34 protein-coding genes are annotated in these 25,612 nt (G+C 27.1%); 11 read left to right on the top strand and 23 right to left on the bottom strand.

The features are described from left to right. Positions 1 to 41 precede the first annotated feature (41 nt). From CP960_RS10850 to CP960_RS10815, 8 genes are all read right to left on the bottom strand, one after another. Positions 42 to 1,142: a sulfite reductase gene (locus CP960_RS10850; RefSeq protein WP_101185516.1), complete on the bottom strand. Its 1,101-nt coding sequence runs from the start codon at positions 1,140 to 1,142 to the stop codon at positions 42 to 44. Between the two features lie 8 nt (positions 1,143 to 1,150). Next, complete coding sequence (cysN, locus tag CP960_RS10845; RefSeq protein WP_101185515.1) at positions 1,151 to 2,560, bottom strand: sulfate adenylyltransferase subunit CysN; 1,410 nt, start codon at positions 2,558 to 2,560, stop codon at positions 1,151 to 1,153. A gap of 1 nt (position 2,561) precedes the next feature. Further along, positions 2,562 to 3,473, bottom strand: a complete 912-nt coding sequence (cysD, locus tag CP960_RS10840; protein WP_101185514.1) for a sulfate adenylyltransferase subunit CysD — start codon at positions 3,471 to 3,473, stop codon at positions 2,562 to 2,564. Between the two features lie 64 nt (positions 3,474 to 3,537). Continuing rightward, a complete protein-coding gene (locus CP960_RS10835) occupies positions 3,538 to 4,236 on the bottom strand; it encodes a phosphoadenylyl-sulfate reductase (protein WP_101185513.1) in 699 nt (232 codons plus the stop codon). 8 nt (positions 4,237 to 4,244) lie between these two features. Further along, entirely contained in the window at positions 4,245 to 4,475 is a 231-nt protein-coding gene (locus CP960_RS10830) for a DUF2061 domain-containing protein (RefSeq protein ID WP_101185512.1), read from the bottom strand. A gap of 46 nt (positions 4,476 to 4,521) precedes the next feature. Beyond that, positions 4,522 to 5,454 carry a cysteine synthase A gene (cysK, locus tag CP960_RS10825; protein WP_101185511.1) on the bottom strand — a complete coding sequence of 311 codons (933 nt, stop codon included), beginning with the start codon at positions 5,452 to 5,454 and terminating at the stop codon, positions 4,522 to 4,524. Between the two features lie 18 nt (positions 5,455 to 5,472). Beyond that, entirely contained in the window at positions 5,473 to 5,886 is a 414-nt protein-coding gene (locus CP960_RS10820) for an RrF2 family transcriptional regulator (protein ID WP_101185510.1), read from the bottom strand. A gap of 8 nt (positions 5,887 to 5,894) precedes the next feature. Continuing rightward, a complete protein-coding gene (locus tag CP960_RS10815) occupies positions 5,895 to 7,166 on the bottom strand; it encodes an O-acetylhomoserine aminocarboxypropyltransferase/cysteine synthase family protein (protein ID WP_101185509.1) in 1,272 nt (423 codons plus the stop codon). A gap of 348 nt (positions 7,167 to 7,514) precedes the next feature. On the opposite strand from CP960_RS10815, the gene CP960_RS10810 reads away from it, so the two are divergent. The 5 genes from CP960_RS10810 (at position 7,515) to CP960_RS10790 (ending at position 11,512) form a co-directional block, all read left to right on the top strand. Further along, complete coding sequence (locus CP960_RS10810) at positions 7,515 to 7,829, top strand: cupin domain-containing protein (protein ID WP_101185507.1); 315 nt, start codon at positions 7,515 to 7,517, stop codon at positions 7,827 to 7,829. Positions 7,830 to 7,837: 8 nt separating this feature from the next. Then, a complete protein-coding gene (locus CP960_RS10805) occupies positions 7,838 to 9,067 on the top strand; it encodes a BaiN/RdsA family NAD(P)/FAD-dependent oxidoreductase (RefSeq protein WP_101185506.1) in 1,230 nt (409 codons plus the stop codon). A gap of 56 nt (positions 9,068 to 9,123) precedes the next feature. Next, on the top strand, positions 9,124 to 10,416 hold the full coding sequence (locus CP960_RS10800; protein WP_101185504.1) for an FAD-binding domain-containing protein: 1,293 nt from the start codon (positions 9,124 to 9,126) through the stop codon (positions 10,414 to 10,416). A 170-nt stretch (positions 10,417 to 10,586) separates the two neighbouring features. Continuing rightward, complete coding sequence (gene dksA / locus CP960_RS10795; RefSeq protein ID WP_101185502.1) at positions 10,587 to 10,964, top strand: RNA polymerase-binding protein DksA; 378 nt, start codon at positions 10,587 to 10,589, stop codon at positions 10,962 to 10,964. Between the two features lie 149 nt (positions 10,965 to 11,113). Then, complete coding sequence (locus tag CP960_RS10790) at positions 11,114 to 11,512, top strand: hypothetical protein (RefSeq protein WP_228152065.1); 399 nt, start codon at positions 11,114 to 11,116, stop codon at positions 11,510 to 11,512. Positions 11,513 to 11,537: 25 nt separating this feature from the next. Here CP960_RS10790 and CP960_RS10785 read toward each other — a convergent pair whose 3' ends face one another. From CP960_RS10785 to CP960_RS10760, 6 genes are all read right to left on the bottom strand, one after another. Further along, complete coding sequence (locus CP960_RS10785) at positions 11,538 to 12,695, bottom strand: multidrug effflux MFS transporter (protein WP_101185500.1); 1,158 nt, start codon at positions 12,693 to 12,695, stop codon at positions 11,538 to 11,540. Then, a complete protein-coding gene (locus tag CP960_RS10780) occupies positions 12,692 to 13,129 on the bottom strand; it encodes a MarR family winged helix-turn-helix transcriptional regulator (protein ID WP_101185499.1) in 438 nt (145 codons plus the stop codon). Before CP960_RS10780 ends, CP960_RS10785 begins: the two co-directional genes overlap by 4 nt. An 84-nt stretch (positions 13,130 to 13,213) precedes the next feature. Then, on the bottom strand, positions 13,214 to 13,864 hold the full coding sequence (locus CP960_RS10775; protein ID WP_101185497.1) for an HAD family hydrolase: 651 nt from the start codon (positions 13,862 to 13,864) through the stop codon (positions 13,214 to 13,216). Then, the gene (locus CP960_RS10770; RefSeq protein ID WP_101185495.1) at positions 13,861 to 14,472 is read right to left on the bottom strand and encodes a TPM domain-containing protein; all 612 of its coding nucleotides are present in this window, start codon (positions 14,470 to 14,472) and stop codon (positions 13,861 to 13,863) included. The genes CP960_RS10775 and CP960_RS10770 overlap by 4 nt, the downstream gene beginning before the upstream one ends. Next, a complete protein-coding gene (locus CP960_RS10765) occupies positions 14,472 to 15,344 on the bottom strand; it encodes a TPM domain-containing protein (RefSeq protein WP_101185493.1) in 873 nt (290 codons plus the stop codon). The genes CP960_RS10770 and CP960_RS10765 overlap by 1 nt, the downstream gene beginning before the upstream one ends. Position 15,345: 1 nt before the next feature. Further along, positions 15,346 to 15,936 carry a LemA family protein gene (locus CP960_RS10760; protein WP_101185491.1) on the bottom strand — a complete coding sequence of 197 codons (591 nt, stop codon included), beginning with the start codon at positions 15,934 to 15,936 and terminating at the stop codon, positions 15,346 to 15,348. A gap of 83 nt (positions 15,937 to 16,019) precedes the next feature. Here CP960_RS10760 and ung point away from each other — a divergent pair, with 83 nt between their 5' ends. Further along, entirely contained in the window at positions 16,020 to 16,670 is a 651-nt protein-coding gene (gene ung / locus CP960_RS10755; RefSeq protein ID WP_101185489.1) for a uracil-DNA glycosylase, read from the top strand. Next, positions 16,664 to 17,077, top strand: coding sequence for a DUF695 domain-containing protein (locus CP960_RS10750; RefSeq protein WP_101185487.1), 414 nt, complete (start codon positions 16,664 to 16,666; stop codon positions 17,075 to 17,077). Before ung ends, CP960_RS10750 begins: the two co-directional genes overlap by 7 nt. Here CP960_RS10750 and CP960_RS10745 read toward each other — a convergent pair. Then, the gene (locus CP960_RS10745; protein ID WP_101185485.1) at positions 17,066 to 17,461 is read right to left on the bottom strand and encodes a hypothetical protein; all 396 of its coding nucleotides are present in this window, start codon (positions 17,459 to 17,461) and stop codon (positions 17,066 to 17,068) included. The two genes, CP960_RS10750 and CP960_RS10745, sit on opposite strands and share 12 nt — an antisense overlap. A 307-nt stretch (positions 17,462 to 17,768) precedes the next feature. On the opposite strand from CP960_RS10745, the gene CP960_RS10740 reads away from it, so the two are divergent. The 3 genes from CP960_RS10740 to CP960_RS10730 all read left to right on the top strand — a co-directional run bounded on the left by CP960_RS10740 (position 17,769) and on the right by CP960_RS10730 (position 19,265). Continuing rightward, positions 17,769 to 18,005: a ComEA family DNA-binding protein gene (locus CP960_RS10740; protein WP_101185483.1), complete on the top strand. Its 237-nt coding sequence runs from the start codon at positions 17,769 to 17,771 to the stop codon at positions 18,003 to 18,005. Positions 18,006 to 18,106: 101 nt separating this feature from the next. Continuing rightward, complete coding sequence (locus tag CP960_RS10735) at positions 18,107 to 18,517, top strand: YchJ family protein (protein WP_101185481.1); 411 nt, start codon at positions 18,107 to 18,109, stop codon at positions 18,515 to 18,517. A gap of 10 nt (positions 18,518 to 18,527) precedes the next feature. Beyond that, positions 18,528 to 19,265 carry a YaaA family protein gene (locus CP960_RS10730; RefSeq protein WP_101185479.1) on the top strand — a complete coding sequence of 246 codons (738 nt, stop codon included), beginning with the start codon at positions 18,528 to 18,530 and terminating at the stop codon, positions 19,263 to 19,265. A gap of 4 nt (positions 19,266 to 19,269) precedes the next feature. Here the strand turns inward: CP960_RS10730 and CP960_RS10725 are convergent, their stop codons facing one another. The 6 genes from CP960_RS10725 to secG are packed head-to-tail and all read right to left on the bottom strand — an operon-like array spanning position 19,270 to position 23,343. Next, complete coding sequence (locus CP960_RS10725) at positions 19,270 to 20,349, bottom strand: MFS transporter (protein ID WP_101185478.1); 1,080 nt, start codon at positions 20,347 to 20,349, stop codon at positions 19,270 to 19,272. Continuing rightward, the gene (locus CP960_RS10720; protein ID WP_101185477.1) at positions 20,350 to 20,838 is read right to left on the bottom strand and encodes an RDD family protein; all 489 of its coding nucleotides are present in this window, start codon (positions 20,836 to 20,838) and stop codon (positions 20,350 to 20,352) included. It lies immediately after the preceding gene. Between the two features lie 5 nt (positions 20,839 to 20,843). Then, the gene (gene pyrE / locus CP960_RS10715) at positions 20,844 to 21,452 is read right to left on the bottom strand and encodes an orotate phosphoribosyltransferase (protein WP_101185476.1); all 609 of its coding nucleotides are present in this window, start codon (positions 21,450 to 21,452) and stop codon (positions 20,844 to 20,846) included. 3 nt (positions 21,453 to 21,455) lie between these two features. After that, a complete protein-coding gene (gene frr / locus CP960_RS10710) occupies positions 21,456 to 22,013 on the bottom strand; it encodes a ribosome recycling factor (RefSeq protein WP_101185475.1) in 558 nt (185 codons plus the stop codon). Positions 22,014 to 22,033: 20 nt separating this feature from the next. Continuing rightward, positions 22,034 to 22,978 (bottom strand): polysaccharide deacetylase family protein, encoded by a 945-nt coding sequence (locus CP960_RS10705; protein WP_101185474.1) that lies wholly within the window; start codon positions 22,976 to 22,978, stop codon positions 22,034 to 22,036. Positions 22,979 to 22,995: 17 nt separating this feature from the next. Then, positions 22,996 to 23,343 (bottom strand): preprotein translocase subunit SecG, encoded by a 348-nt coding sequence (gene secG, locus CP960_RS10700; protein ID WP_101185473.1) that lies wholly within the window; start codon positions 23,341 to 23,343, stop codon positions 22,996 to 22,998. A gap of 112 nt (positions 23,344 to 23,455) precedes the next feature. On the opposite strand from secG, the gene CP960_RS10695 reads away from it, so the two are divergent. Continuing rightward, on the top strand, positions 23,456 to 24,148 hold the full coding sequence (locus CP960_RS10695; protein ID WP_101185472.1) for a methyltransferase domain-containing protein: 693 nt from the start codon (positions 23,456 to 23,458) through the stop codon (positions 24,146 to 24,148). On the opposite strand, the gene CP960_RS10690 is transcribed toward CP960_RS10695, so the two are convergent. Next, positions 24,100 to 24,504, bottom strand: a complete 405-nt coding sequence (locus CP960_RS10690; RefSeq protein ID WP_101185471.1) for a thiamine-phosphate pyrophosphorylase — start codon at positions 24,502 to 24,504, stop codon at positions 24,100 to 24,102. The two genes, CP960_RS10695 and CP960_RS10690, sit on opposite strands and share 49 nt — an antisense overlap. A gap of 43 nt (positions 24,505 to 24,547) precedes the next feature. After that, a complete protein-coding gene (locus tag CP960_RS10685; protein WP_101185470.1) occupies positions 24,548 to 25,243 on the bottom strand; it encodes a Bax inhibitor-1/YccA family protein in 696 nt (231 codons plus the stop codon). Positions 25,244 to 25,612: the final 369 nt, after the last annotated feature.

Raw genomic sequence — 25,612 nt, 5'->3', positions numbered from 1 at the left:
TTTATATAAAAATTTTATTCTAAAGCTATTTAAATAAAAAACTAAAAACTCTGTTTTAATCTTTGTTCAAGCTTTTTTGCTCTATTAGTAGGTACATCTAAAACAATAATATTCTCTTTTGGAGTAATTTTTACTGTTGTTGCTTCATACTCTTCTAAGAGTGAAATCAATTCTTCTAAGCCTTTAGCGTTGATATTTTTATTTTTCAACTCAAAACCAACGAAACTATAACCTTTTTTATTACTATCATATACACCATAATAGTTTTCAAACTCTTTTTTTGTATCTATAAAGTCATAAGACTCTTTTATTCTAAATGTAAGTTCAGATTGTAAAGCACTAATAAATCTACTTTCTCCCCAATCTTCTACTAAATAAGCAAGCTTTGATTGTTTTTCATTCTGTCTATATCCATAATCTCTATAGATTTTAGCAACAGCTTTAGCTAATGGAACAACTTGTGAAGGTGCAATATATCCTATATTTATAATTTTTTCATTAACACCTACATCAACTTTAAATTGAATTTTACCATTAGAACTCTTAATTGCTTTAAAAAATAGATCATTATTATTGCAATCTTCTTCAACACAACCACAACCATCAACTAAAATTTTTAGTTCATTTGGTAGATTTACAAAGTTTTTATTTGCTTCAAAAGCTTCATTTAGCTCTTTTACAAGTTCACTTACATCTGTTGCTTGATTTTGATTATAACCATTTATAGGACAAGACATGATGTTTGTTGGTACATGTCCTCCTGCATAAATAGAGTTTAATCCTACACTATCTAATAGATTAAATATAGCAGGAATATGAAAAATTTTTATATTATCAAACTCAATATTTTGTCTTGATACAAATCTTATACTATTATTTGCAAACTCTTTAGAAATAGTTGCAACTATTTTTAATTGCTCTAATGTTAGTTTTGCATTTATAATCTTAACTTTTAGGGTAAATGTTGCATTTGAAATATCTTCATTTTGCAAAGTTAATCCATACCATTTAAGCCTTAAAATATCATCTTCTTGTACAGGCTCACCTAAAACAGCATATAAATAGATGTCCGCAAGGACATCTAAGCCACTTTTCTCTTTTTTTATTCTTTCAATTTCATCTGAAGTTATACGTTTTACCATATAATTACCTACTTTATTACTTTTGCATCCCAATGAGGAAAGTGTTTTCTAACTAAAGCATTAAACTCTATTTCGAACTGTGAGTAATCTGAACTTTTTTTACCTTGCTCTTTTGACTTATCTTTTATCATACCTGCACCAACTGTATTGTTTGTTATTCTATCAATTATTATAAAGCTACCCATTGTTTTATTATGTGTATATTCATCATAAGTAATCTCTTGGTCTAAATCTAATTTTGCATGGGCAATTTCATTTAAATTTAATACATTTGTACTTTCATCTTTTTCAAGAGTATTAACATCTGTTTTATAATAGAATTTATCAATACTTCCTGTTGTAGTTGTTGTTGCTCTTTTTATATTATAAGTTTTTCCTTTTATTAAGGGGTCATCACTCATCCATACAATATCAACATCAAAATTACTAGCAGTATCTGGTTGCTCATCACTTTTTACAATAACATCTCCTCTGCTAATATCAATCTCATCTTCAAGAGTAATTGTAATTGCTTGTTCTGCATATGCATAATCTAAGTTTCCTTCATATGTAACGATTTGTTTTACATGAGAACTTTTTTTAGAAGGAAGTACAGTAACTGCATCTCCTACTTCAATAATTCCAGAAGCAACTGTTCCACAAAAACCTCTAAAGTCAAGGTTTGGTCTATTTACATATTGAACTGGTAACCTAAAATGTTGTAAATCTCTATCTTTTGCTATTTCAATGTTTTCTAATGTATGCATTAAAGTATCACCTTTATACCAAGGAGAAAACTCACTTTTATTTACAACATTATCACCATTTAGTGCAGAAATTGGAATTAAAATAACATCTTGGATTCCTAAACTTTTTGCAAACTTTAAGTATTGTGTTTTAATTTCATTAAATCTATCTTCACTAAAATCAACTAAGTCCATTTTATTAACTGCAACTACTATATGCTTAATCCCTAATAATTTCGTAATAAAAGAGTGTCTTTTTGTTTGAGTTTGAACTCCATATCTAGCATCTATTAAAATAATAGCCAAATCAGCTGTACTTGCACCTGTTGCCATATTTCTAGTATATTGTTCATGCCCTGGAGTGTCTGCAATTATAAATTTTCTTTTATCTGTACTAAAATATCTATATGCAACATCAATTGTAATTCCTTGTTCTCTTTCACTTTGAAGCCCATCAACTAAAAGTGCTAAATCAAACTCTTTATCTGTTGTATTTGTTTTCTTAGAATCATTTTTTATTGCTGCTAACTGGTCTTCAAAAATCATTTTTGAATCATGTAAAAGTCTTCCAATTAGAGTTGATTTTCCATCATCAACACTTCCACAAGTAATAAATTTTAGTAACTCTTTATTTTCATGCTCTTTTAAATACTCTTTTATATTTGATGCTATTAAATCTGATTGATGTGCCATTTTAAAAATACCCCTCTATTTTCTTCTTCTCCATTGAACCTGCTTGGTCATTATCAATAACTCTTCCTTGTCTTTCACTTGTTTTAGTAAGTAACATCTCTTGAATAATTTCAGGTAGAGTTGTTGCAGTACTTTCAACTGCACCTGTTAAAGGATAACAACCTAAAGTTCTAAATCTAACAATCTCTTCTTTTACTTCTTCACCATCTTCAATTGGCATTCTGTCATCATCAACCATTATTTTTATTCCATCTTTTACTACAACAGGTCTTTTTTTAGCAAAATATAGTGGAACAATTGGAATTTGTTCTAAATATATATATTGCCAAATATCTAATTCTGTCCAGTTTGAAAGAGGAAATACTCTAATTGACTCATCTTTATGTACTTTTCCATTATAGATATTCCAAAGTTCTGGCCTTTGATTTTTTGGGTCCCATCTATGATTTTTATCTCTAAATGAGTAAATTCTCTCTTTTGCTCTACTTTTTTCTTCATCTCTTCTAGCCCCACCAAATACAGCATCAAATCTATATTTATTTAGTGCTTGTTTTAACCCTTGAGTTTTCATTACATCTGTATGAACTGCACTTCCATGAGAAAAAGGACCAATTCCTTGCTCAACACCTTCTTGATTTACATGCACAAGTAACTCAACTCCTAACTCTTTAGCTCTTTTATCTCTAAACTCAATCATCTCTTTAAATTTCCATGTTGTATCAACATGAAGTAAAGGAAATGGTAGCTTTGCTGGTGCAAAGGCTTTTACAGCTAAGTGAAGCATAACAGCAGAGTCTTTACCAATTGAATAAAGCATAGCTGGGTTGTTAAACTCTGCTACAACTTCTCTAATAATATGTATTGACTCAGCTTCTAACTGCTTTAAGTGAGTTAATCTTTTTGTATCTAACATAATCTCTCCATTAAATTAAAACTATTTAATATATTTCAAATTAAAAGTTTGAATATATCACCAACTATTTTTTATGTAAACCACACTCTTTGTGTTCAGGGTTTTCCCACCACCATCTACCAGCTCTTATATCTTCACCGTCCTTAACGGCTCTGGTACAGGGTGCACACCCAATACTTGGATAATCTTTGTCATGAAGCTTATTATATGGAACACTATTTGTTTTTATATAATCCCACACATCTTCTTGCGTCCAATTTATTAAAGGATTAACTTTGATTAAATTAAAAGCTTCATCCCATTCAACTAACTTCATCTCTTCTCTTGTAATACTTTGAGAACGTCTAAGCCCTGTAAACCAAACATCAAGTCCTTTTAAAGCTCTTTTTAAGGGTTCGATTTTTCTAATAGCACAACAATTTTTTCTATTTTCAATACTCTCATAGTGTCCATTTACACCTTGAGTTTTATATAACTCTTGTACATCTTTAAGATTTGGAAAGTAAACATCAAGTTTTACACCATATTTTAAGTTTGTTGCATCCATTACTTCATATGTTTCAGGATTTAATCTTCCAGTATCAAGAGTAAATACTTTTGATTCTTTATTAACTTTAAAAATCATATCTGTTAAAACTTGATCTTCAGCTCCTAAACTTGAGGCTAGGGCAATCTTATGTTTATATTGACCTAAAAAGTACTCAATAATCTTTTTTGTTGAAGACTCATTTAATTTCTCATTTAATTCATCTATAATATTCATTTATTCACCTAAATTTGATAATCATTTTGAGTAGGTTTAATTCTACCTAATGGGATTTTATTCCATGCTCTTTCGTGAAAATAGTAAAGAATCATTTTTGTAACTACTTCGATTGAGCCAATAGATGCAGCCATTACTAAATTACCAGTAATAAAGTAAGAGATAATCATAGTATCTAATGTACCAAGGGTTCTCCAAGAAACTGTTTTTACAACTGATCTGTAGGGTTTTTCATGCATACTAATTCCTCATACGTTTAAATTTTACATATGAGGATGAGTATTTCTACTCATCGTCATATTCATATAATCCTGAACTTAAGTATCTTTCACCTGTGTCGCAAAGGATTGTTACTACTGTTTTACCTTTATTTTCTGGTCTTGAAGCAACTTCTTCAGCAATTTTTGCATTTGCACCAGCAGATACTCCAATTAATAAACCTTCTTCTTTTGCTAATGCTCTTGAAGCTTCAATAGCATCTTCATTTGAAACTTGTATTACCTCATCATAAACTTTAGTATTTAAAATATCAGGAACAAATCCAGCACCAATACCTTGAATTTTATGAGGTCCTGGTTTCCCTCCACTTAATACCGGAGATGCCTCAGGTTCAACTGCAATAACTTGGATATTTGGATTATGCTGTTTTAAAATTTCACCTGTACCTGTAATTGTTCCACCTGTTCCAATTGCAGCAACTAAAATATCTACTTTTCCATCAGTTGCATCCAAAATCTCTTTAGCTGTTGTTTGTCTATGAATTTCTGGATTTGCTTCATTTGCAAATTGTTGAGGAACAAATGAGTTATCTATGTCTTTACTTAGTTCATTTGCCTTATCAACAGCACCTTTCATACCTTTTTCTGGTTCAGTTAATACAAGTTGTGCACCTAAAGCTTTTAATAATTTTCTTCTTTCAATACTCATTGAACTTGGCATTGTAAGAATAAGTTTTATTCCAAGACCTGCACAAACTGATGCTAAAGCAATACCTGTATTTCCACTTGTAGGCTCAATAACTGTTGTATTTTCATTGATTAAACCTTTTTCAAGTGCTGATTTAATCATGTTTGTTCCAATTCTATCTTTTACAGAGTGAGTAGGATTCATAAATTCACATTTACCTAAAATAGTTGCTCCACTTCTTTTACTAGCACCTTGAAGTTGTACTAAAGGTGTATTTCCAATTAATTCTGTAACATTTTTTGCATATTTCATAATAAGCTCCTTGTAAATTTATATGCTATAGTGTAAAAATTCATTATATTTCTCTTGATATTCATCTAATTTTGCAAGAGATATATTAAAATAGTTTTTCATATTTGCTTTCGCATCATCAAAGAAAAGATTTAATATAGGGTTTTGAGTTCTTTGGTCGATAATTTTTAAATCATCTTCCAAAACTGACAATATTTCTCCTATATTAATCTTTTCAGGCTCTTGGGCTAAAATGTACCCACCTTTTGCTCCTCTAACACTTTTAACAAGTCCTGCTCTTCTTAATTTACTTAGAAGTTGTTCTAAGTAGTTTTGAGGAATTTGTGCATTTTTTGAAATCTCTTTAATTTGCATGGGAGTATCCTTTTTATGTTTACTTAACTCATGCATGGCCATAAGACCATATACTCCCTTACTTGAAATTAATGGCATTTAACTTCCTATTTGCTTATCGCTTGTTCTAAATCTTCGATTAAATCAGCTGTATTTTCTAAACCAATACTTAATCTAACTGTTGCTGGATTTATTCCTGCTTCAATTAACTCTTGTTCACTCATTTGTGAATGAGTTGTACTTGCTGGGTGTGTAATAAGTGATTTACTATCCCCAATATTAACAACAACACTAAATAGCTTTGTACTATCAATAATTTTTCTTGCCTCTTCAAAGCTTTCTGCTTCAAAAGAGATAAGTCCAGATGCTTTTCCATTTTTAAAATATTTTTGAGCTTTTTCATAATGCTCATTTGATTTTAAACCAGGATAATTTACTGCTTTAACTTTTGGATGCGACTCTAAATATTTTGCAACCTCAAGGGCATTATCTGAGTGCTTTTCTACTCTTAAACCTAAAGTTTCTAATGTTTGAATTAAAAGCCATGAGTTATGTGGAGATTGTGTTGCTCCAATATCTCTTAATAGTGCAAGTCTAATTCTTAAACAAAAGTTTGGTAATGGAACATCTGTATAAACTAATCCATGATAACTTTCATCTGGTGTTGTAAAGTGATAATATCTTTTATCATTTTGTTTAAAAAATTCTGCAAGATTATCTCTTTCAACAACCATTCCTCCAATTGCTGTACCTTGACCATTTACATATTTTGAAGTTGAATGAACAACAACATCAACGCCCCACTCAATAGGATTAAATAGTGCAGGTGTAGCAACAGTATTATCACAAACTGTTAATACTCCATGTCTTTTTGCAATCTCTACAACTTTCTCAATATCAGTTATTGCAATTTGTGGATTTGAAAGTGATTCAAAGAAAATAGCTTTTGTTTTATCATCAATTTGTTCTTCTAAATTACTTGCATCTTTACTTTTAAATACTCTTGCTTCAATTCCAAATCTCTTAATTGTATGAGTAAGTAAAGTAACAGCACCACCATAAAGTTTATCAGAGATAATAATATTATCACCAGCTTCTGCTACATTTGTAATAGCATAGAAAATAGCTGCTTGACCGCTTGCTGTACTAATAGCAGCAGCACCACCTTCTAAAGCTGCAAATCTTTGCTCTAAAACATCCGATGTAGGATTAGTTAATCTACTATATATAGGACCTAACTCTTTTAAGGCAAATAGATTTGCTGCATGCTCAGAGTCTCTAAAAGCATATGCTGTTGTTTGAGCAATTGGAACACTCATTGATCCATATCCCTCTTTCTTATCATAGCCTGCATGTATTGCAATAGTCTCTTTTTGCATTTTTTCTTCCCCTTCGATTTTTATGTTGAAATTCTATACTATTTTTTTTACAATGTCAAGTAAAATGATAAGGTTTGATTTAAAACCCTCTATTTTAGCTATTGATTTAAACTTGATAGAATTAGTCAATAATTAAAATATAGTTTTAATTACCATTTATAAAACACCATAAAATAGTACTTCATAAAAGATTAACATAAAAATCATAAATAGTAATAAAATAAAAAAATTAAATTTTATAAATTTTAAAAAAAAGTCAAAAAATTAAAGTTGATTAAATTAGTATGGATTAAAATAGGAGAGAATTTAGCTTAATTTGTTATAATCATATAACAATAAAGGATAAAAATGCAAGTAAAAAATATATTTAAAGATATAAAAATTGATAAAAATATAGAGCAATTTATCTCTTTAGTAGATAATAAAAATATAAAAATAGAAAAAATTGTATCAAATGGACAAAAAAGCTTAGATGACTTTTGGTATGAACAAGAAAAAAATGAGTTTGTCTTACTATTAGATGGTTATGCTATATTAGAGTTTGAAAATAGAACAGTTGAATTACATAAGGGTGATTATATAAATATAGAGTCTTACAGAAAGCATAGGGTAAAATATACAAGTGAAGATAAGCCAACTATTTGGTTAGCAATTTTTTATTAAGGTTTGATTTGAAAATAGCAATTATTGGTGGTGGTGCAGCAGGGTTAATGGCTGCAATTACTGCAAAAAGATTAAATAATAAAATAGATATTGATATATTTGATATAAATAAAGCAGTTGGAAAAAAAATACTTGCATCTGGTAATGGAAGATGTAATATCTCTAATACAGAAATTAGTTTTGAAAACTATATTGGGGAAAATCCAGCTTTTGTTATAGATGCATTAAAACAGTTTGATTTTAATGCTTTTGAAAAATTTTGTAAAACAATTGGTTTAATTTTGGATATAAAAAGTAGTTGTAAAGTATATCCTTTATCAAATGAAGCAAAATCAGTTGTAAATTTATTTGAAAATGAGTTAATAAACTTAGGTATAAAACAGATATTAGAAACAAAAATAGTAAAGATTAAAAAAGAGAATGAAAAGTTTATTTTACAATCTCTTAATAAAGAGTTTAATAATTATGATAAAGTTCTCATAAGCAGTGGCTTACAAGCAGCACCACAGTTAAACTCAACAGAAGATGGTATATCAATTGCTACAAGTTTTAAACATAGTTTTAATCTTACATATCCATCATTAGTTGGTTTGCATACTGATTTTGAATATAAAAGTAAATTACAAGGTGTAAAAAAAGAATCAACTGTAAGTTTGTATATAGATAAACAAAAACAAAAAGAGATTACAGGCGATGTTCTTTTTACAAAATATGGAGTTTCAGGATTTGCTATTTTAGATATATCTCAATATGCAGTATATCCTTTGAGTTTATATCAAGATGTTGCTATTTCTATAAATCTTTTTCCAAATCTTACAAAAAATGAGTTATTAGGAATTTTAGAAAATCTATTTAAAACTTTAAAACATAGTGATGTTTTTACAGCTTTAAGTGGTATTGTCTCAAGAAAATTAGCTTTAGTAATTCTTGAAATGAATAATATCAATAAAGAGTTAAAATCTAAAGATATAAATGCAAAACATATAAGAGCTATAGTTAATAGTTTAACTAACTTAAGATTTAAAATAGAAGATACACAAGGTTTTAAGCATGCTGAGGCAAGTGGTGGAGGAGTAAGAACAGATGAGGTTGATAGTAAAACTTATGAGAGTAAATTTTGTAAAAATCTATATTTTGCTGGAGAAGTTTTAGATATAGTTGGAAATAGAGGTGGTTTTAATCTTCATTTTGCATGGGCAAGTGGTTACTTAGCTGGTAAATCCCTTGCAAAACAGTAATTTTATCTTACAAAAAAACTATATTAAAAAATTAAACTCTTAAATATACTATTATTATGGAAGTAGCAATAGTAATATTTAGAAATAATTTAAGAGTAAAAGACAATTATGCTTTATATAATGCAACAAAATATAATAGTGTAGTTTTAGGATTATATAGTACACAAATTAATAAAGGCAAAAATTATAACTTCAAAGCTTGTGAAATATATAGAGAAAATTTTATAAGTGAAACATTAATAGATTTACAAAAAAATCTATTAGTATATGGTATAAATTTATCAATTGTTGATGATATTGAAGAAGCTTTAAGAAAATTAAATAAAGCCTATAAAATAAAAATATATTTTGATGAAGAAGTTGGAGTATATGAAAAAGAGTTTGAAAATATTTTAAAAAAGTATGAGTATAAAAGTTTTTTTAATCAAACAATGATTGAGCCTTTTGTTTTTGATTATACTAAAAGTTTTAGTCATTTTAGGAAAAAAGCTGAAAAACAAAGAATTTTAGAGCCACTTGATGATTTAAATAGAGTAAATACTATTAATTTTGAAACAAAAAAAATAGAAGCTATTAATATAAAAATGCCTAAATATGCTATAAAATTTAAAGGTGGAGAAAAAAATGCATTAAAACGATTGGAATATTATATGCATTTTATTCACTCTTATAAAACTACTAGAAATGAAATGTGTGGTTTTGATAATTCAACAAAGTTATCTGCATATTTAAGTGTAGGTGCTATTAGTGCAAGAACTATCTATTATAGATTAAAAAAAGAAGAAGAAAAAAGTTTTAAAAGTGAATCCTCATATTGGATATATTTTGAGTTATTATGGAGAGATTTTTTTTATTTAGTGATGTATCTTTCTAAAAATAGACTTTTTTTAAAAAAAGGCTTACAAGAAAAAGAGTATAAGTTTAAAACAAATAAAGAATTAATAGATAATTTTTTAAGGGCAAATACACAAGTTGATATTATTGATGCAAGTATTGTTGAATTAAAAACTACAGGATGGTTAAGTAATAGAAATAGACAACTTCTAGCAAACTATCTTATTAAAACTTTAGGAATAGATTTTAGAATTGTTGCAGCTTTTTTTGAAAGTTATTTAATAGATTATAATCCTGCATCAAATTATGGAAATATTGCTTATCAGGCTTTTGTAGGCAATGATAAATCATATAGAATTTTTGATGTAATTAAACAGTCAAAACAGTATAATGGTAATTTTTATGTTAGACAATGGTTAAATAAAGAAGAGCAAGAACCAAATTTTGATTATAAAAACAGTGCACTAAAAATAAAAGAAAGTGTTTATTTTGTTAAAAATAATTATCATAATTAACTTATAGCTAGATTATAATTATAAAAATAATATTACAATGGATAAAGCTTATTATTAATTTAAATTATATTATTATTGTTAAAAACTAAAAAAAATATAAATTTGTTATAAAATTTAGCTGCAACACAGTTGCAATTAAGTATAATTCGCCAAAAATTTTAGGATGGGTTATGGGAAAAAGGGCTTTAAATCAAAAGCAGATTGAAGAGATACATGTATTGTTGTTACAAAATAAACAAAAAATTGAAACAACTCTAAGAACTATTGATACTGAGCATGAGTCTTTAAGTGATATGGATTTAAATGATGATGGAGATTTTGCCGCTGCAAGTAGAGATTATTCAAATGATATTCATATAAAAAAACAGCAATTAAAAGAGCTTAATTTGATTGACCATGCTTTAAAAAAGATAGAAAAAGGTGAGTACACAGGTCTTTGTGAAATGTGTGATAGTGAAATAAGCATAAAAAGATTAAGAGTTAAACCTCATGCTATTTATTGTATAGATTGTAGAAGCTATATAGATAATGAAAAAAATGGCAATTAATACTTGGAGTTATTTCCAAGTATTAGCTTTTTAATCAGATTTATAACTCACATTTAGGTTATTTGTAATATTTTAATATAGACTTTTCTTTAGATTTATATTTCTTGTATATAATTATAAATCTATTTGTAGTTAAAAGGGAGAAAATAATGAATATTGAAAAAGAGAATTTTATGATATCTAGTGAACCTAAAACCCAAAGTGAACAAAAATTAGTACAACAACAATATAATACAAATGTTGCTTTTTATGTACATTTAAAAGAGTATAACAATAGTGTAAGAGAAGAATTAATAAGAAGAATAGAAGAGGTATTTTTCTTTGCTAAAGGTGTTGATTGGAAATTTGACAGTTTTGGTATAGAAAAAGCTGGTTCTAGAGGAACAGATATTCTTGGATATTTTATTTTTAGAACTGCAGATGCAAAAAAATTACAAGATTTTTTTATTCAAGAGTTTAAAGATTATGATAATGCACTAAAAATTACTTGTTCAATTGCTAAATATGAAAAAGTAGATGAAAAGTTTTTTCAAATAGGTGTAGAATAAAAATTAAGTAAAGAGAATAGACTCTTTACTTTACTTTATATGTTCTAATAATTAAATAAGCAACAAATGAAATAGTTGCAATACTAGCTCCAATTGGCATAAATGTTTGATTATGGAACATTAGTGCTATTGAAGATATTAAAGCTCCTAAGCCAAACTGTAATACTCCAATAACAGAAGAAGCAACACCTGCATTTTTTGTAAAATGTTCCATTGCTAAAGCTGTGCTATTACCAAATATAAAAGCCATCATACTCATATATGTTGCTATTAGAATCATTGTAGTAATTATTGAAATACCTTGAGCTAAACTCATTAGTAAAATACCAGCAATAATCTGTATTATAATTGTATATTTTATTAGCTCTAATTGAGTAAATGTTTTAAGTAGTTTTATATTTACTCTAATCATTACCATTATTACTAAAAAATTAATCCCAAAGAAAAAAGGGAAATAGTCAGTCGAAATATTAAAATACTCAATATATATAAAAGATGATTTTGCAACTAAAATAAAAAAACCTGAAAAACATATGGCTAATGTAAGCATTGCTTTCATTGCCATTTTGTTTTTTAAAACAGCTTTATAAGACTCTATTACACTTTGATTAGTATGCGTAAATGTCTCTTTTAAATCTTTAGATACCCATAAAGCAATTAAAATAGAGTATATACATAAAAACATAAATACTGCTTTCCATGAGTAAAAATGAATAATAAAAGAACCAATTGCAGGAGCTGCAAGTGGTGCTATACTTCTTATTGTTCCAATTAGTGAAAATATTTTTGCTGCTTCTTTTCCATGGAATAAATCTCTTACTACTGCATTTGCATTTACTACTACAAATCCACCAAAAAAAGCCTCAAAGAATCTATAAACCCATAATTCATAAACTGATGAACTTAAGATTATTAAAAAACTAAAAAAACTAAAGCCTAAAAGGCCTATTATTGAAGATTTTTTTCTTCCAATTCTATCAGAAAAAGTTCCTCCAAAAACTTGACCTATTGAAAAACCTATTAAAAATATCGATAATGTTAATTCTATTTTTTCTATACTTACGTTAAAGTCAGTTGCTATTGTTGGTATTGATGGAATATATGTATCTATTGCAATAGGCGCAACTGAAGATAAAAAGGCTAATAAAATAATTAAATATATATGGCCTATTGATTTTCTCAAAAATCCTCCTTACTTACTGTATTTGAAACTTTATTTAAAAGTTCAAATAGTTTATTAATCTCTTCTTTTGTTAAATCTGAACTTAATTTTTCTCTAAATTTAATAACACTTTCTTGACTTGCTTGAAGAACATCTTTGCCTTTTTGTGTTAATTTAATAATATTAACTCTTTTATCTTTTTCTTGGCAATCTCTTTTGATTAACTCTTTTTTTTCTAAAGCATTTAGTGACCTACATACAGTTGTTTTATTTTTTCCTAGTATTGATGCAATTTTAGTTTGATTTACTTGATTATCTTTACTTATAAGTTCTAAAGTTGCTCTTTGTTCTGGAGCAATATCAAATGGTGAAAGAACATGAACAAAATCATAATTTAATCTATTTGCAGTTTGGCTTATCTTAAAGCCAATTGAACTATGTATATCTTCATACATAATAACTCCTTTAAATATGTTGCATATGCAACTATTGCATATGCAACCTTTTAAAGAGGTTAATCTTTTTTATTAATTACTATTTTAGTTAACAATATCTAAAATCTCTAAAGGATGTTTTACTATATATTTTGCACCATAATCTTTTAGTTCTTGTTCATTTCTAAAACCCCATAATACACCAATACTTATCATATTTGCATTATTTGCAGTTTGCATGTCAACTTTTGTATCTCCTACAAAATATATATCTTGACAAGGTATATTAAAGCTTTTAGCTATATTTATAGCTGCTTGCGGATTTGGTTTTTTAGGAATAGCATCTTTTTGTCCATGAACCTCTTTTAAATTAAATTGTTTAAAAATCTTATCTACATATCCTTTAGTAAATTTATGAGGCTTATTTGATAATACTGCAATATTAAAACCTCTATTTTGTAACTGTTTTAATAGTTCATATACTCCTTCGTAAGCTTTAGTATTACTATGCAATGTAGTTTCATAAACTTCTTGAAATCTTTTAGTAACTAATTGTTTTAACTCTTTGCTTGGATTTTTTAGTACATTATTTACTAATACATCAACTCCTCCACCTAAAAAGTAGTTATACTCTTCTATTTCGTAACTTTTTAAATTTAACTCTTCTAATACTTCATTCATACATAGTGCAATATCTAAAACAGAATCAATAAGTGTTCCATCTAAATCAAATATTATTGCTTTATTCTTTTTCATATTTCTCTTACCTCATTACTAAGTTCATTTATATCATTTTTTTCAATTGGAAATTTATTTATTAAAGTTTTTGAACATGAGTTAATTGCTTTTAAGTAGCCTTTTGATAGTTCATTATTTTTAACATCTTTTATAAACTTATTTATAATATCTTCCCAATATTTATTATCTATTTTTTCTCTTATGTGTTTATCTGTTATTATCTCAACATATCTTTCATCTATTGATACAAAAAACATTATACCTTGTTTTGTTTTTGTATTTTTAATTCCAAGATTCTCAAACTCTTTATTTGCTTTATATGAAGCTTTTTGATGTTTATATTTTTTTGGAATAAAATATAAAATCAAATCTTCAAAATTATAAAACAGACTATAAATAAGAGTAAAAACTACAATTTGCAATTGGAAAAAGATGATTGTATTAATATCAAAAAATAGTGCAATTATTGAAACTATTGTTGTAATTGCTAATGATACTAATATTTTTTCAAATTTATATATTGATGAGTTTTTAGTAATAACTGCTACTAATTCTACGGAACTTTTTTTTTCAAGATTCTTAATCTCTTGAGAAATTAACTTTTTTTCATTTTCATTTAAATACATTACCAACTCCCACTGGCTCCACCGCCACCAAAACTTCCTCCACCGCCACTAAAACTACTTGAAGAACTACTAAAACTTGAAGAACTGCCAAAACTTGAAGAGTTATTAAAGCTACTATAAGATGAGCTATTTTTATTAGAAGCATTTTTAAAATTCATAAATAAAACACTAGATACAAGTATAAAAACTATAAAAAATACAATACCACTACTTGTTGCTAATAGTGCAAAAATACCACTTAAAAAACCAAATAATAAAGAAAATCCTATTAATCTTATTATTTTGGGTAAAAAAATAAAGATAAACAGAGTAATAAAGCCTAAAAACTCAAAAGGGAGATGTGAGATAAAAGATTCATCTTTATAAGTTTGAGGTGAATTGCTTTTTTTATATTCACCTTTTATACTTTTTATAATAGCCTTAACACCTTTTAATACTCCTTGATAGTAATCACCTTTTTTAAATTCAGGTTTAATTGTATATTCAATTATTTCATGGGAAATTTTATCAGTTAATACTCCTTCAAGTCCATATCCAACTTCAATTCTTAATTTTCTATCTTCTAAAGAAATAAGTAATAAAACACCGTTATTCTTATCTTTTTGACCAAGTTTCCAATATCTAGCAATTTGATAACCATAATCTGCAATTTCATAACCATCAAGATTTTTTAAAGTTAAAACTACAATTTGATTTGATGTTTGCTCTTCATGCTTTTTTAAAATTGCAGTTAAACTTTTTAATTGAGAAGTAGTTAATATTTTTGCATTATCAACTACTCTTCCTGTAAGAGAGGGGAAATTAATTTGTGCTAATAAATTAGTAGAAAAAATAAAACAAGTAAGTATAAAATAGTAGAAAAATTTTTTCATTTTAGAATTCTACTTTAGGTACTTCTTGCTCATTTGGTGATGCTGTAAATGTTTGTTTTATTTTTGCTTCTGGATATAAAATAGCAGCAACAAATTTACCTGGATAAGTTCTAAGCTCTGTATTGTACTCTTTTACTGTTTGTATATAATCTCTTCTTGCCACAGAAATTCTATTTTCTGTTCCTTCAAGTTGTGATTGAAGAGCTAAGAAGTTTTTATTTGCTTTTAAATTAGGATATTTTTCTACTACTAACATTAATCTTGAAAGAGCTGAACTTAAATTACTTTGTGCTTTTTGAAACTGTTCAAATAGTTGTGGATTTGATAGCATATTTTCAGAAATATTAAGTTTTCCTACACTTGCTCTTGCTTTTGTAACTTCTTGTAAAGTTGATTTTTCGTGACTTGCATAAGCTTTTACAGTTGATACTAAGTTAGGGATTAAATCTGCTCTTCTTTTATATTGATTTTGTACTTGAGACCAAGATGCCTTTACATTCTCATCTAATTTTGGAATATTATTAATATTTACTGCAATTAATATAAAAATAGCTAATAAAATTACTCCAATTGTTATAAAAAATGATTTCATTTTAAACCTTCGTTTTTTTTTATCATGTTATAATATTTAAATTACTATTAATAAAAAATGAATATTTATTGCTAAGGAGCAAAATGAACTCTTGGAAACAAGTAATTGATGAACAAAAGAGTAAAGATTACTATAAAAAACTCATGAAAACTATTGAACATAAGTATAAAACATCAACAGTTTTCCCTAAATATGAAAATATTTTTAGAGCCTTTGAGCTTACAGATATTGATAATTTAAAAGTAGTGATTTTAGGTCAAGACCCTTATCATGGCTTAAATCAGGCACAAGGTTTGGCTTTTTCTACTCCAAGTAGTATTAAAAATCCTCCTTCAATGGTAAATATACTAAAAGAGATAAAACAAGATTTAAAACACAATAGTACATGTGAAGATGGAGATTTAACTTCTTGGGCAAAACAAGGAGTATTACTTTTAAATACAATTTTAACAGTAGAAGAGTCAAAACCAAAATCACATCATAAGTTAGGGTGGGAGATTTTTACAGACAATATAATAAAATATATAAATAAAAATTGTAAAAATATAGTTTTTTTACTTTGGGGTGCACCTGCTATTTCAAAAAGTAAAATAATCAATGAAGATATTCATTATATATTAACTGCTCCACACCCAAGTCCTTTATCTGCATATAGAGGCTTTTTTGGGTGTGAACATTTTAGTAAAACAAATGAAATATTAGTAAAACTAGGAAAAGAGCCTATAAAATGGTAAATTTAGATGAACATTGGAAGTTGAAAGAGACTAAAAATATAAATCAAATGTTAAGAGTAAGAGAGTATTTAGAACCAATGCAAATAATCTCTAATAAAAATTTAGTTGTAATAATACATAAATTTCATGTAGCAGATGATATTATGTTCCCTGATGCATCTTGTTTAGCATTTTTTGCAAGTTTTGAGCAAAATCATTTAAAACAGTTGGAAAATGAGAAAAAACTTCTTTTAGTTGCAGTAGATATATTTGAAGGAGAGATGAAATTTTATATTTATTGTGATGATACTAAGCAGTGTATTCATGATTGTATATCTTATTTAAAATCAAATCCTTTATATAGTATTGATTTTGAGATATACAATCATGATGATTTTAAAACATATAAAAAGCTTTTACTTATCTAAATCTTCAAGAAACTTAGAGTAGTTTCTTGTATGAATTCTATGAATTTGCAAATAGATATATGCTACGATTATTACATTTAGATGAATTAAAGTCTGTTCTAATGAAAAGAAAAGAAATAGTATAGCACCAATAGTGATAAAAATAGGAAAAAGTAGTCTTGTTAAATTTTCTACTTTCTCTAGTTTCTGATTATACTCTTTTAAGTTTGAGTGAATATAGTTTTTATCTTCTTGTGTTAATTTTGACATATCTTTTCTTCTATCTAGTTCTTTTAATACATCAAGTCTTTGCTTATACCTAAAAACTTTTATAAATATAGCTATTACTATTATTATAGAAAGTCCTGCAGAGATTAACTCAAGGGGCAGTTTTATTTCATTCATACACTCTCCTTAAAATTTATATTAATATGATACTTAATTTTGGCTAAATTATAAAAGAATAAAGTATAATTAAAACTTTAAACTTCAAAAAAGGATAAATAATAGATTTACTATATATTATATTTATAAGTGTTATGACTATACCAGTAACATATTATACTTTAGAGTTGGTGTTTTCAAAAACACTGTATCAAAAACCAAAAAGAAAAACTACAAATTATAAGTATAAAAGAAAATTATAGCTTTAATAATATTTAAAATTATTTATTATATAATTTGAAAGATTATTTTTTATAAAGGGGAGATTATGAAAAAAATTCTTTTAGGTTTGTTGTGTTCTTTTGTTTTGGTATTTGCATCAATGGATTTTAATAGTGCTACAAAAGAGGAGTTGATGTCTATTAAAGGAATTGGGGAGAAAAAAGCACAAGCAATTATTGATTACAGAAAATCAAATAAAATCACAAAACTTGATGATTTAAAAAAGATTAAAGGGTTTGGAGATAAGCTTGTGTCAAAAATAAAAAATTCTCAAAAACTTTAAAATAGATTTTTATTTTACAAAAGCAATTTTGCTTTTGTAAAATTTTTGTTATTTAAAAAACTTGTGATAGAATTTCTTATAAATTAATCATAAGGATAAACTTGAAAATATCTATAAATTCTAAATGTATTTGTGGAAGTGACAAGAAATACAAAAAGTGTTGTAAAGAACTCCACGATGGAAAGCCTGCAAAAACTGCATTAGAACTTATGCGTTCAAGATATAGTGCATTTGCTTTATGTAAAGTTGACTATATAATAAAAACTACTCATTATGAAAATCCAGAGTTTACTTTGAATAAGAAAAGATGGCAAAATGATATTTTTAATTTTTGCTCTTATACGGATTTTAAAAATTTAGAGATTTTAGAGAGTGAAGATGGCCAAGAAGAGAGCTTTGTTACTTTTAAAGCAACTTTATATCAAAATAATTTAGATGCTTCTTTTACTGAAAAAAGTAGATTTTTAAAAGTAGATGGAAATTGGTATTATGTAGATGGAATATTTTTATAAAGGAAGATAATTGAAAATACTTTTAGCACCTGCTGAGACAAAAAATCCAGATGGTTATGGAAAACCATTTTGTAAAGAGAATTTTTTTATAAAAGAGTTATTTTATAAAAGAGAAGAGATATTTGAATACTATGAAGAGTATGTAAAAAATTTAGAACTAGATGAATTATCTAAGTGGTTTGGTCTAAAGAAATTAGATGAAGTTAAAAAATATAAACACAGTTTAAAAAATAAACCAACAATGAAAGCCATTCAAAGATATAATGGAGTAGCTTTTGATGCAATAGAGTATGAGAAATTAGATAAAAAAGCACAAGCTTATATAGACAATAATGTCGTACTTTTTTCAAATCTTTTTGGCCCAATTAAAGCTGATAATTTGATACCTGATTATAAATATAAACAAGGTGCAAAACTTCCTAATATTAATGTAGAAAAATTTTATTTAGAGAATTTTTCTCAAGCTTTGGATGATTATTTAGGTGAAGAGATAATAGACTTACGAGCTGGCTTTTATGAGAAGTTTTATAAAGCTAAAAAAGCAAATGTATTAACTTTTAAATTCTTAAAAGATGGTAAAGTAGTAAGCCACTGGGCAAAACATTATAGAGGTGTATTATTAAAACATTTAGCAGTTAATAATATTAGCTCAATTGCTGAGTTTTTAGCTTCTAATATAAAAGGTTTAAAACTTGTTGAAATACAAGAGAAAAAGAATATTAAGCTATTAGTTCTAAAAATAGAGTAAAGCTCTATTTTCTATTAATAATTATTAAGAATGCAAGTGCTGAAAATATAGCACTATATAAAAATAGATTTGGTCCGTATAGCCAACCAGCAATTAATGCACCTAAAAATCCACCAAGACCATAAGCTACTCCATACATAAACTGTTGAGCAAGTTGTTTATTTTCATATAAAGAGTAAAGATATATGATAACTGCACTATGAAATAATCCAAAAGAGAAAGCATGAATACTTTGTGATATAAAAGTTATCATCAAAGAGTCTGGATATAAATATAGAAGTAACCATCTAAAAGATGTAATTAATAAACAAAATCTTATGATATTTAATAGATTATTTTTAAGTAATGGAGCTTGAAAATAAAGCATTAATATTTCACAAATAACACCAAATGACCAAAGATATGAAGTCATTTGTAAACTAATACCATTTTCTGTTTCATAAATAGTAAAAAAGTTATAAAATCCTCCAAAACTTAGTTGCATTAGAAATAAACATGCCCAAAAAGTCCAATGTTTTACAAAAGAAAAAGCTTGCTTTGATTTATTTTTAATATCTTCATGGGAAGTGTCAAATCTAAGTAATAGTAGTGCAAACATAACCATTAAAGATATTACACTTAAATAAAAATGCAAAGCAATTGCTGGTTTTGTTAAAAATTTTGCTAAAACAAGAGAGATAATCATAAAACCAATTGAGCCATAAAGTCTTGATTTTCCATATTTACTTTTTCCTAAATCTTTAATTGCAATTACTTCTAAATATGGTAAGATAAGACTTAGACATGCTCCTAATATGGCATTGTTTATCATAAAAGCATAAAAATTATTTAAAGTAAAATAGAATAAGGTAGCACAAAAAATTGAACCAAATAAAGCAGTTTTGAATACAATTTGATTTAATTTTATATGTTTTAAAAACAAAAAAGGAGTAGCAAATCTCATTAGTGGAGCTAATGCTAAAATAACACCAATATCAAAAGCTGTATATCCTACATCATGTAAAACTTTTGGTAGAAAGATTACATAAATACCAACTGCAGCAAAATAGAAAAAGTAAAATGCTGAAAGATTGAAAAAAAGCATTTAAATATTTTTTTCGTCAACTACTATTGTATTTGTGAGTATATCTTGTACTGTTTTTTTATCTTTTCTAAAAAAAGGAATAAAAGATAAAATAATTGTTACAGCACTAATTAAAAAAATAAAATATCTAACAAGCGCTTTTAAAAATGAGATTTTTTTTCTTGTCTTTTGGTCAATAAGTTTAACTTCATAAGCTTTTTGTCCAGGAGTTTGACCCTTTGCAACCCAAAAAATTATAGTAATTGCACCAAATATTAAAGAGATTGCCCATCTAGCTTCTTGACTAGCTTGGAAATCTTCTTTTCCATCCATTAAAACATATGTAGTTATATAAGCAAGAGGCATCATAATCATAAACATATCTACGATAAATGCTTTAACTCTTGCTGGAATAGATGCAGAGATTTCTTTATTATCAAATGTTGAAGATTGTTTCTTTTCAGTTGTATTTTTATTTTTACCTGCTTTTACATCTCTCCATCTACTCATAATAGTTAGTTTCCTCTACTTCCTGGTTTGTAAGCTACGCTTCCTTCTTTACACATTGGACAATTTTCAGGAGAGTACATTTCAAATGTAAAATCATCAAGAGCAAAAAGTGGTTTATCAAGTGGTAGTTTACAGTTTTGTTTTGCTTCTATATCACTTCCAACTCTTGAACAAAAACCTCTATTTGCAAGTGCTGCATAAGCTACGATATTTCCACCACTATTTTCTACTTGTTTTGCTGCTTCAAGTGCAGAACCACCAGTTGTGATAATATCTTCACAAATAATATAGTTTTCACCTTCTTGTACTTCAAACCCTCTTCTAATTGTCATTTCTTTATCAACACGTTCAGCAAATATAAATCTTACATCAAGTGCAGTTGCAAGTGCAAATCCAGCTACAAGTCCACCAAGAGCCGGTGAACAAATAGCATCAACTTTTATTCCACTATCTTTAATTTGTTTAGCTAAAGCTTCTGCTAAAATTTTTGCAGTTTTAGGATCTTCTAAAACTTTAGCAGATTGTAAATAGTATTTAGAGTGGTTACCACTACTTAGTTTAAAATGACCTTCTAATAAAGCTTGTGAGTCTTTGTATATTTGTTCTACGTTCATGAATTATACCGTTAAAATTTCTTGTTCTTTTGTTTTAAAAGTATCATCAGCTTTTGCTACAAAAGAGTCAGTAATTTTTTGAATCTCATCTAATGCTTTTTTATTTTCATCATCTGTAATCTCTTTATCTTTATGTAGAGTTTTTACTTTATCGTTTGAGTGTTTTCTAACATTTCTTATTGCAACTTTTGCATTATCTGTCATCCCTTTAGCTTGTTTTGCAGCTTCTTGTCTTTGCTCAACAGTCATAGGAGGGAAGTATAGTTTTACTGCTTCACCGTCATTATTTGGATTTACTCCAATATTTGCTTCATTAATTGCTTTTTCAATATCACCTACTAGGTTTTTTTCCCATGGTGAAATAACTATTGTAGTTGCATCTGGTGCTAACACAGAAGCTACTTGATTTAATTCTGTTGGTGTTCCATAATAGTCAACTTTAATTCCATCTAAAATTGAAGTTGAAACTTTTCCAGTTCTTAAACTTTTATAGTCTCTTTTTAAAGCTTCAATCGACTTTTCCATATGCTCTTTTGTTTCACTGTAAATTTCTTCTAACATTTGTTTCTCCTTATTGTATATTAATTTTTAATTATGATTTTATTGGCAACTGTAAAGTAATCAGTACTTAGTATAACTCTAGTTCTAGAGTTTTTAAGTTTTAGGTCTAACTTTTCATCAATTATACCATTATTAACTTTTATATTTCTCCATCCAAAGCCTGTAACGTATAGTTTAATATCTTTTATTTTTGGGTCAACTTTGGCATGAACTCTTTTTAGTAAACCATCTTTAGGATAGTTTTTAGGTTCAAACCAAGTGGCATCTAATGTTTTATATTTTAGTTTCTGTTTTAAGTTTACTTTTCCTACAAGGGCAATTCTGTTTATATCATAAACATCTGAATTTTTAGTTACAGTACCAGTGCCTTGATTTAGTATGTATTCAAAGTTAAACTTTTTTATTGTCTCTTTTACTTTTTGATTATATTCACCATATGGATAGGCATAAGATTTAGGCTCAAATCCTAGTTTTTGTTTAAAAATCTCAATAGCTTTTTTTGTATCGCTATATACTTTGCTAGTTGATATTTTTGTAAGATGTGCATGAGAATATGAATGCAATCCTATTTCTCCATATTTTGAAGCATCTTTTAGTTGCTCCCAAGTCATGAAATCACCATAACCTTTTTGTGTAGCTTCTACATAAACATACACAGAAAAAGGATAATTATACTTTTTAAAGATAGGTAAACCATTTTCATAAAAACTTTTATAAGAGTCATCGATAGTTAAAGCAACCCAATTATCAGGTACTTCTTCTTTGTTCTTTACTTTTTCAATAATTTGCGAAAGTTTTACAACTTTGTAACCATTATCTTTAAAATATTTAAACTCTTTTTCTAATTCTTGAAGTGTTGTATTTGTACTTGCATGTTTATCATCACCAAATCTGTGATAAACAAATACATGTGCATTAGCACTTAAGTAGTAGTAAGATATTATAAGAAGTAGTAGGTATCTCATACTTCTACTTCTTATATTTATTTAGTTGTCGGAACACTAGGTGCAGTTGGTGCAGCTGGTGCTGACTGTTGATTTTGTTGTTCTGGTTTATTAGGAATTAAAGTGTTGATTTTTACATTATCAATAGCACTCTCATTTCTTTGTTCATTATACATATACCCAAGAACTAAGGTATTAATAACAAAGATTAATCCTATTGCCATTGTAGCTTTAGATAAAAAGTTACCTGGCCCTTTTGCACCAAATAGTGAATCATTACTTCCACTATATGCACCTAGTCCAATACTAGAGCTTTTTTGAAGCAAAATTGTTATTGTTAATATAATAGCTAATACAAATTGAACTATTAAAAGTGTAGAGGTCATATCTGTTGTCCTTTTTTAAAAATGCTGTCTATTTTATCGAAAACTTATTAAGAAAAAGCTAAAATGCCCAAAATCTAAAATAAGATAACTTTAAAAAGAGATAAAGCTTTCCATGTCTATACAAAATGAGTTTACAAAACACGCAAAAAATTATAATAACAATAATATTATACAACAAATAATTGCTAAAGCATTAGTAAGAGATATTAGTTCTCCTCCTAAAACTATTTTAGAGTTAGGTTGTGGCTCTGGACAAGTTTATAAAAATATTAATTGGAAGTTAAACTCTTATTATGCAATAGACTTCTCTTCTTCTATGTGTGAGTTGCATCCAAGAAATGATACAATAATCATAGAGTGTTTTGATTTTGATTCAGAGGCATTTTTTGAGTTTTTAAAAAGTAAAAAGTTTGATATGGTTATATCTTCTTCTGCTTTACAATGGTCAAAGGATTTATCTAAATTAGTATCAAAACTATCGCAAGTAACAAATAATATCAATGCTGTACTTTTTACTTCAAATACTTTTAAAACAATTCAAAAGATTACAAATACTAAATCACCTATTTTAGATGAAGAGTCTATAAAAAAAGCTTTTTTAAATAGTTTTAATTGCGAATTTGAAAAATATACTTATAATTTAGAGTTTGAAAATAAAAAAGAGATGTTTGATTATATTAAGAACTCTGGAGTAAGTGGAGGTAACTCCTTGTCTTTTAAAGATGCAAAGAAACTATATCAAAAATATGATTTAAACTATTTAGAGTTTGAAGTTATATTTGTTAAAACAATTTCTAAATCATAAAGTTCATACCTTATATATTTAAAGTTTTCACTATCTTTTACACTTATTAATTTTGTAAACTCTTCAAGTACTCTTGCACTCTCTTGGGCTCTTTTAAAATTTGCTATTAGTATTGAATATAAATCCTCTCTATTTTGTTCACTACTAATGGATTTTTTTAAAACATCATTTCTAATATCTCTTGATGATAATAAGTCATCATTTAAATCAATTCGTGCTTTGTGTCTTAGTTGTTTGAGTCTTGATGCATTCTTTTTATCATTGTAAATGTATCTAAAGATATCTTCTATTACTCTAATACCTTCTCTTAGTCTATTTAAATTGGCATCAATTAATCGTAAGTTATTTTTATTCATATTTGTAGTTAGTGAAATAACTCCTCAAAAGAGGAGTTACTAATTAATCATCACTATTCATGATACCTAAGATTTGTAATAAAGATACAAATAGGTTAAAGAAATCTAAATATAGTGATAACGCAGCTTCTACTGGTGAGTCATATCCACCTCTTATGATATTTTGTGTATCATAAAGAATAAAAGCTGAGAAAAGAAGTGCACCTGCACTTGCAATTACTAATTGAAACATTGATGATTGAATAAAGATATTTGAAATACCTGCAACAATCATAATAATTAATGCGATAAATAAAAATTTACCCATAGACGAAAAATCTCTTTTTGTTGTCATAGCAAACATAGAGATTCCACCAAAAGCTACTGCAGTCATTAAAAATGCTTGACCAACAATAGAAGCACCACTAGGCATTGCAAATATTGCTGCTAAAAGAGGAGCAATTGTAAGCCCTGTAATAAATGTGAATGCAAATAATACTGCTAAGTTAACACCTGGAGTATGTTTTACTCTAGGAATAACAAAGAATATCAATGCTAATTCAACAGCAAACAATATCCACATAACTGGACCTGCAATAATTGAAGCAATATCAAGTCCAATATAAGCACCTGCAGTTGCTGCTAAAAGTGATCCCGCAAATAATTGATATGTAGCTTTTAAAAAGCTCATAAGTTCAACTCTTGATGAGTCTTGAGCTGTATGATTTTGAGATTGTTCTAAATAATCTCTATTATACATCTTTAAATCCTTTACTTAATTCTTATATAGTAATGCAATTCTAATATGTTATGCTTAATACTATCTTCAATAACATACTCTTACATTACACTAATGTTATATTACATAATAAATGTAAATGAAATATTAACAATAAAATAATAAAAAGCATAAAAAAATAATAAAAAAGGGAAAAACCACAAAAATTCAAAAATTTAAGCTGTAGTTAAGGGTAAAGGGTTGACAAGAGGAATAAATTTGTCTATAATTCCCGTCCAAATTCGCTGAGGCTAAAAAGAGAAGCAAGAGAGAGGATTTGAGTTCTTTAACAAAAGAAGTTTATAAGAGATAACTTTTATAAACTGAATATATATGATAACAAGAGAAAAA

Source organism: Malaciobacter halophilus (genome assembly GCF_002837275.1).
Lineage (GTDB): Bacteria > Campylobacterota > Campylobacteria > Campylobacterales > Arcobacteraceae > Malaciobacter > Malaciobacter halophilus.
This window is presented reverse-complemented; position numbering and strand designations above follow the sequence as displayed.

Bases quoted from the DNA above. Each gene is read 5' to 3' on its own strand.
- CP960_RS10775 (WP_101185497.1), bottom strand. From the start codon at position 13,864: ATGAAAAAGAATAAAGCAATAATATTTGATTTAGATGGAACACTTATT.
- frr (WP_101185475.1), bottom strand. From the start codon at position 22,013: ATGTTAGAAGAAATTTACAGTGAAACAAAAGAGCATATGGAAAAGTCG.
- CP960_RS10780 (WP_101185499.1), bottom strand. From the start codon at position 13,129: ATGTATGAAGATATACATAGTTCAATTGGCTTTAAGATAAGCCAAACT.
- CP960_RS10765 (WP_101185493.1), bottom strand. From the start codon at position 15,344: ATGAAAAAATTTTTCTACTATTTTATACTTACTTGTTTTATTTTTTCT.
- secG (WP_101185473.1), bottom strand. From the start codon at position 23,343: ATGACCTCTACACTTTTAATAGTTCAATTTGTATTAGCTATTATATTA.
- ung (WP_101185489.1), top strand. From the start codon at position 16,020: ATGAACTCTTGGAAACAAGTAATTGATGAACAAAAGAGTAAAGATTAC.
- CP960_RS10725 (WP_101185478.1), bottom strand. From the start codon at position 20,349: ATGCTTTTTTTCAATCTTTCAGCATTTTACTTTTTCTATTTTGCTGCA.
- CP960_RS10820 (WP_101185510.1), bottom strand. From the start codon at position 5,886: ATGCCATTAATTTCAAGTAAGGGAGTATATGGTCTTATGGCCATGCAT.
- CP960_RS10685 (WP_101185470.1), bottom strand. From the start codon at position 25,243: ATGTATAATAGAGATTATTTAGAACAATCTCAAAATCATACAGCTCAA.
- CP960_RS10770 (WP_101185495.1), bottom strand. From the start codon at position 14,472: ATGTATTTAAATGAAAATGAAAAAAAGTTAATTTCTCAAGAGATTAAG.
- CP960_RS10810 (WP_101185507.1), top strand. From the start codon at position 7,515: ATGCAAGTAAAAAATATATTTAAAGATATAAAAATTGATAAAAATATA.
- CP960_RS10790 (WP_228152065.1), top strand. From the start codon at position 11,114: ATGAATATTGAAAAAGAGAATTTTATGATATCTAGTGAACCTAAAACC.
- CP960_RS10750 (WP_101185487.1), top strand. From the start codon at position 16,664: ATGGTAAATTTAGATGAACATTGGAAGTTGAAAGAGACTAAAAATATA.
- CP960_RS10815 (WP_101185509.1), bottom strand. From the start codon at position 7,166: ATGCAAAAAGAGACTATTGCAATACATGCAGGCTATGATAAGAAAGAG.
- cysK (WP_101185511.1), bottom strand. From the start codon at position 5,454: ATGAAATATGCAAAAAATGTTACAGAATTAATTGGAAATACACCTTTA.
- CP960_RS10740 (WP_101185483.1), top strand. From the start codon at position 17,769: ATGAAAAAAATTCTTTTAGGTTTGTTGTGTTCTTTTGTTTTGGTATTT.
- CP960_RS10760 (WP_101185491.1), bottom strand. From the start codon at position 15,936: ATGAAATCATTTTTTATAACAATTGGAGTAATTTTATTAGCTATTTTT.
- CP960_RS10690 (WP_101185471.1), bottom strand. From the start codon at position 24,504: ATGAATAAAAATAACTTACGATTAATTGATGCCAATTTAAATAGACTA.
- dksA (WP_101185502.1), top strand. From the start codon at position 10,587: ATGGGAAAAAGGGCTTTAAATCAAAAGCAGATTGAAGAGATACATGTA.
- CP960_RS10800 (WP_101185504.1), top strand. From the start codon at position 9,124: ATGGAAGTAGCAATAGTAATATTTAGAAATAATTTAAGAGTAAAAGAC.
- pyrE (WP_101185476.1), bottom strand. From the start codon at position 21,452: ATGAACGTAGAACAAATATACAAAGACTCACAAGCTTTATTAGAAGGT.
- cysD (WP_101185514.1), bottom strand. From the start codon at position 3,473: ATGTTAGATACAAAAAGATTAACTCACTTAAAGCAGTTAGAAGCTGAG.
- CP960_RS10745 (WP_101185485.1), bottom strand. From the start codon at position 17,461: ATGAATGAAATAAAACTGCCCCTTGAGTTAATCTCTGCAGGACTTTCT.
- CP960_RS10705 (WP_101185474.1), bottom strand. From the start codon at position 22,978: ATGAGATACCTACTACTTCTTATAATATCTTACTACTACTTAAGTGCT.
- CP960_RS10720 (WP_101185477.1), bottom strand. From the start codon at position 20,838: ATGAGTAGATGGAGAGATGTAAAAGCAGGTAAAAATAAAAATACAACT.
- cysN (WP_101185515.1), bottom strand. From the start codon at position 2,560: ATGGCACATCAATCAGATTTAATAGCATCAAATATAAAAGAGTATTTA.
- CP960_RS10850 (WP_101185516.1), bottom strand. From the start codon at position 1,142: ATGGTAAAACGTATAACTTCAGATGAAATTGAAAGAATAAAAAAAGAG.
- CP960_RS10835 (WP_101185513.1), bottom strand. From the start codon at position 4,236: ATGAATATTATAGATGAATTAAATGAGAAATTAAATGAGTCTTCAACA.
- CP960_RS10830 (WP_101185512.1), bottom strand. From the start codon at position 4,475: ATGCATGAAAAACCCTACAGATCAGTTGTAAAAACAGTTTCTTGGAGA.
- CP960_RS10695 (WP_101185472.1), top strand. From the start codon at position 23,456: ATGTCTATACAAAATGAGTTTACAAAACACGCAAAAAATTATAATAAC.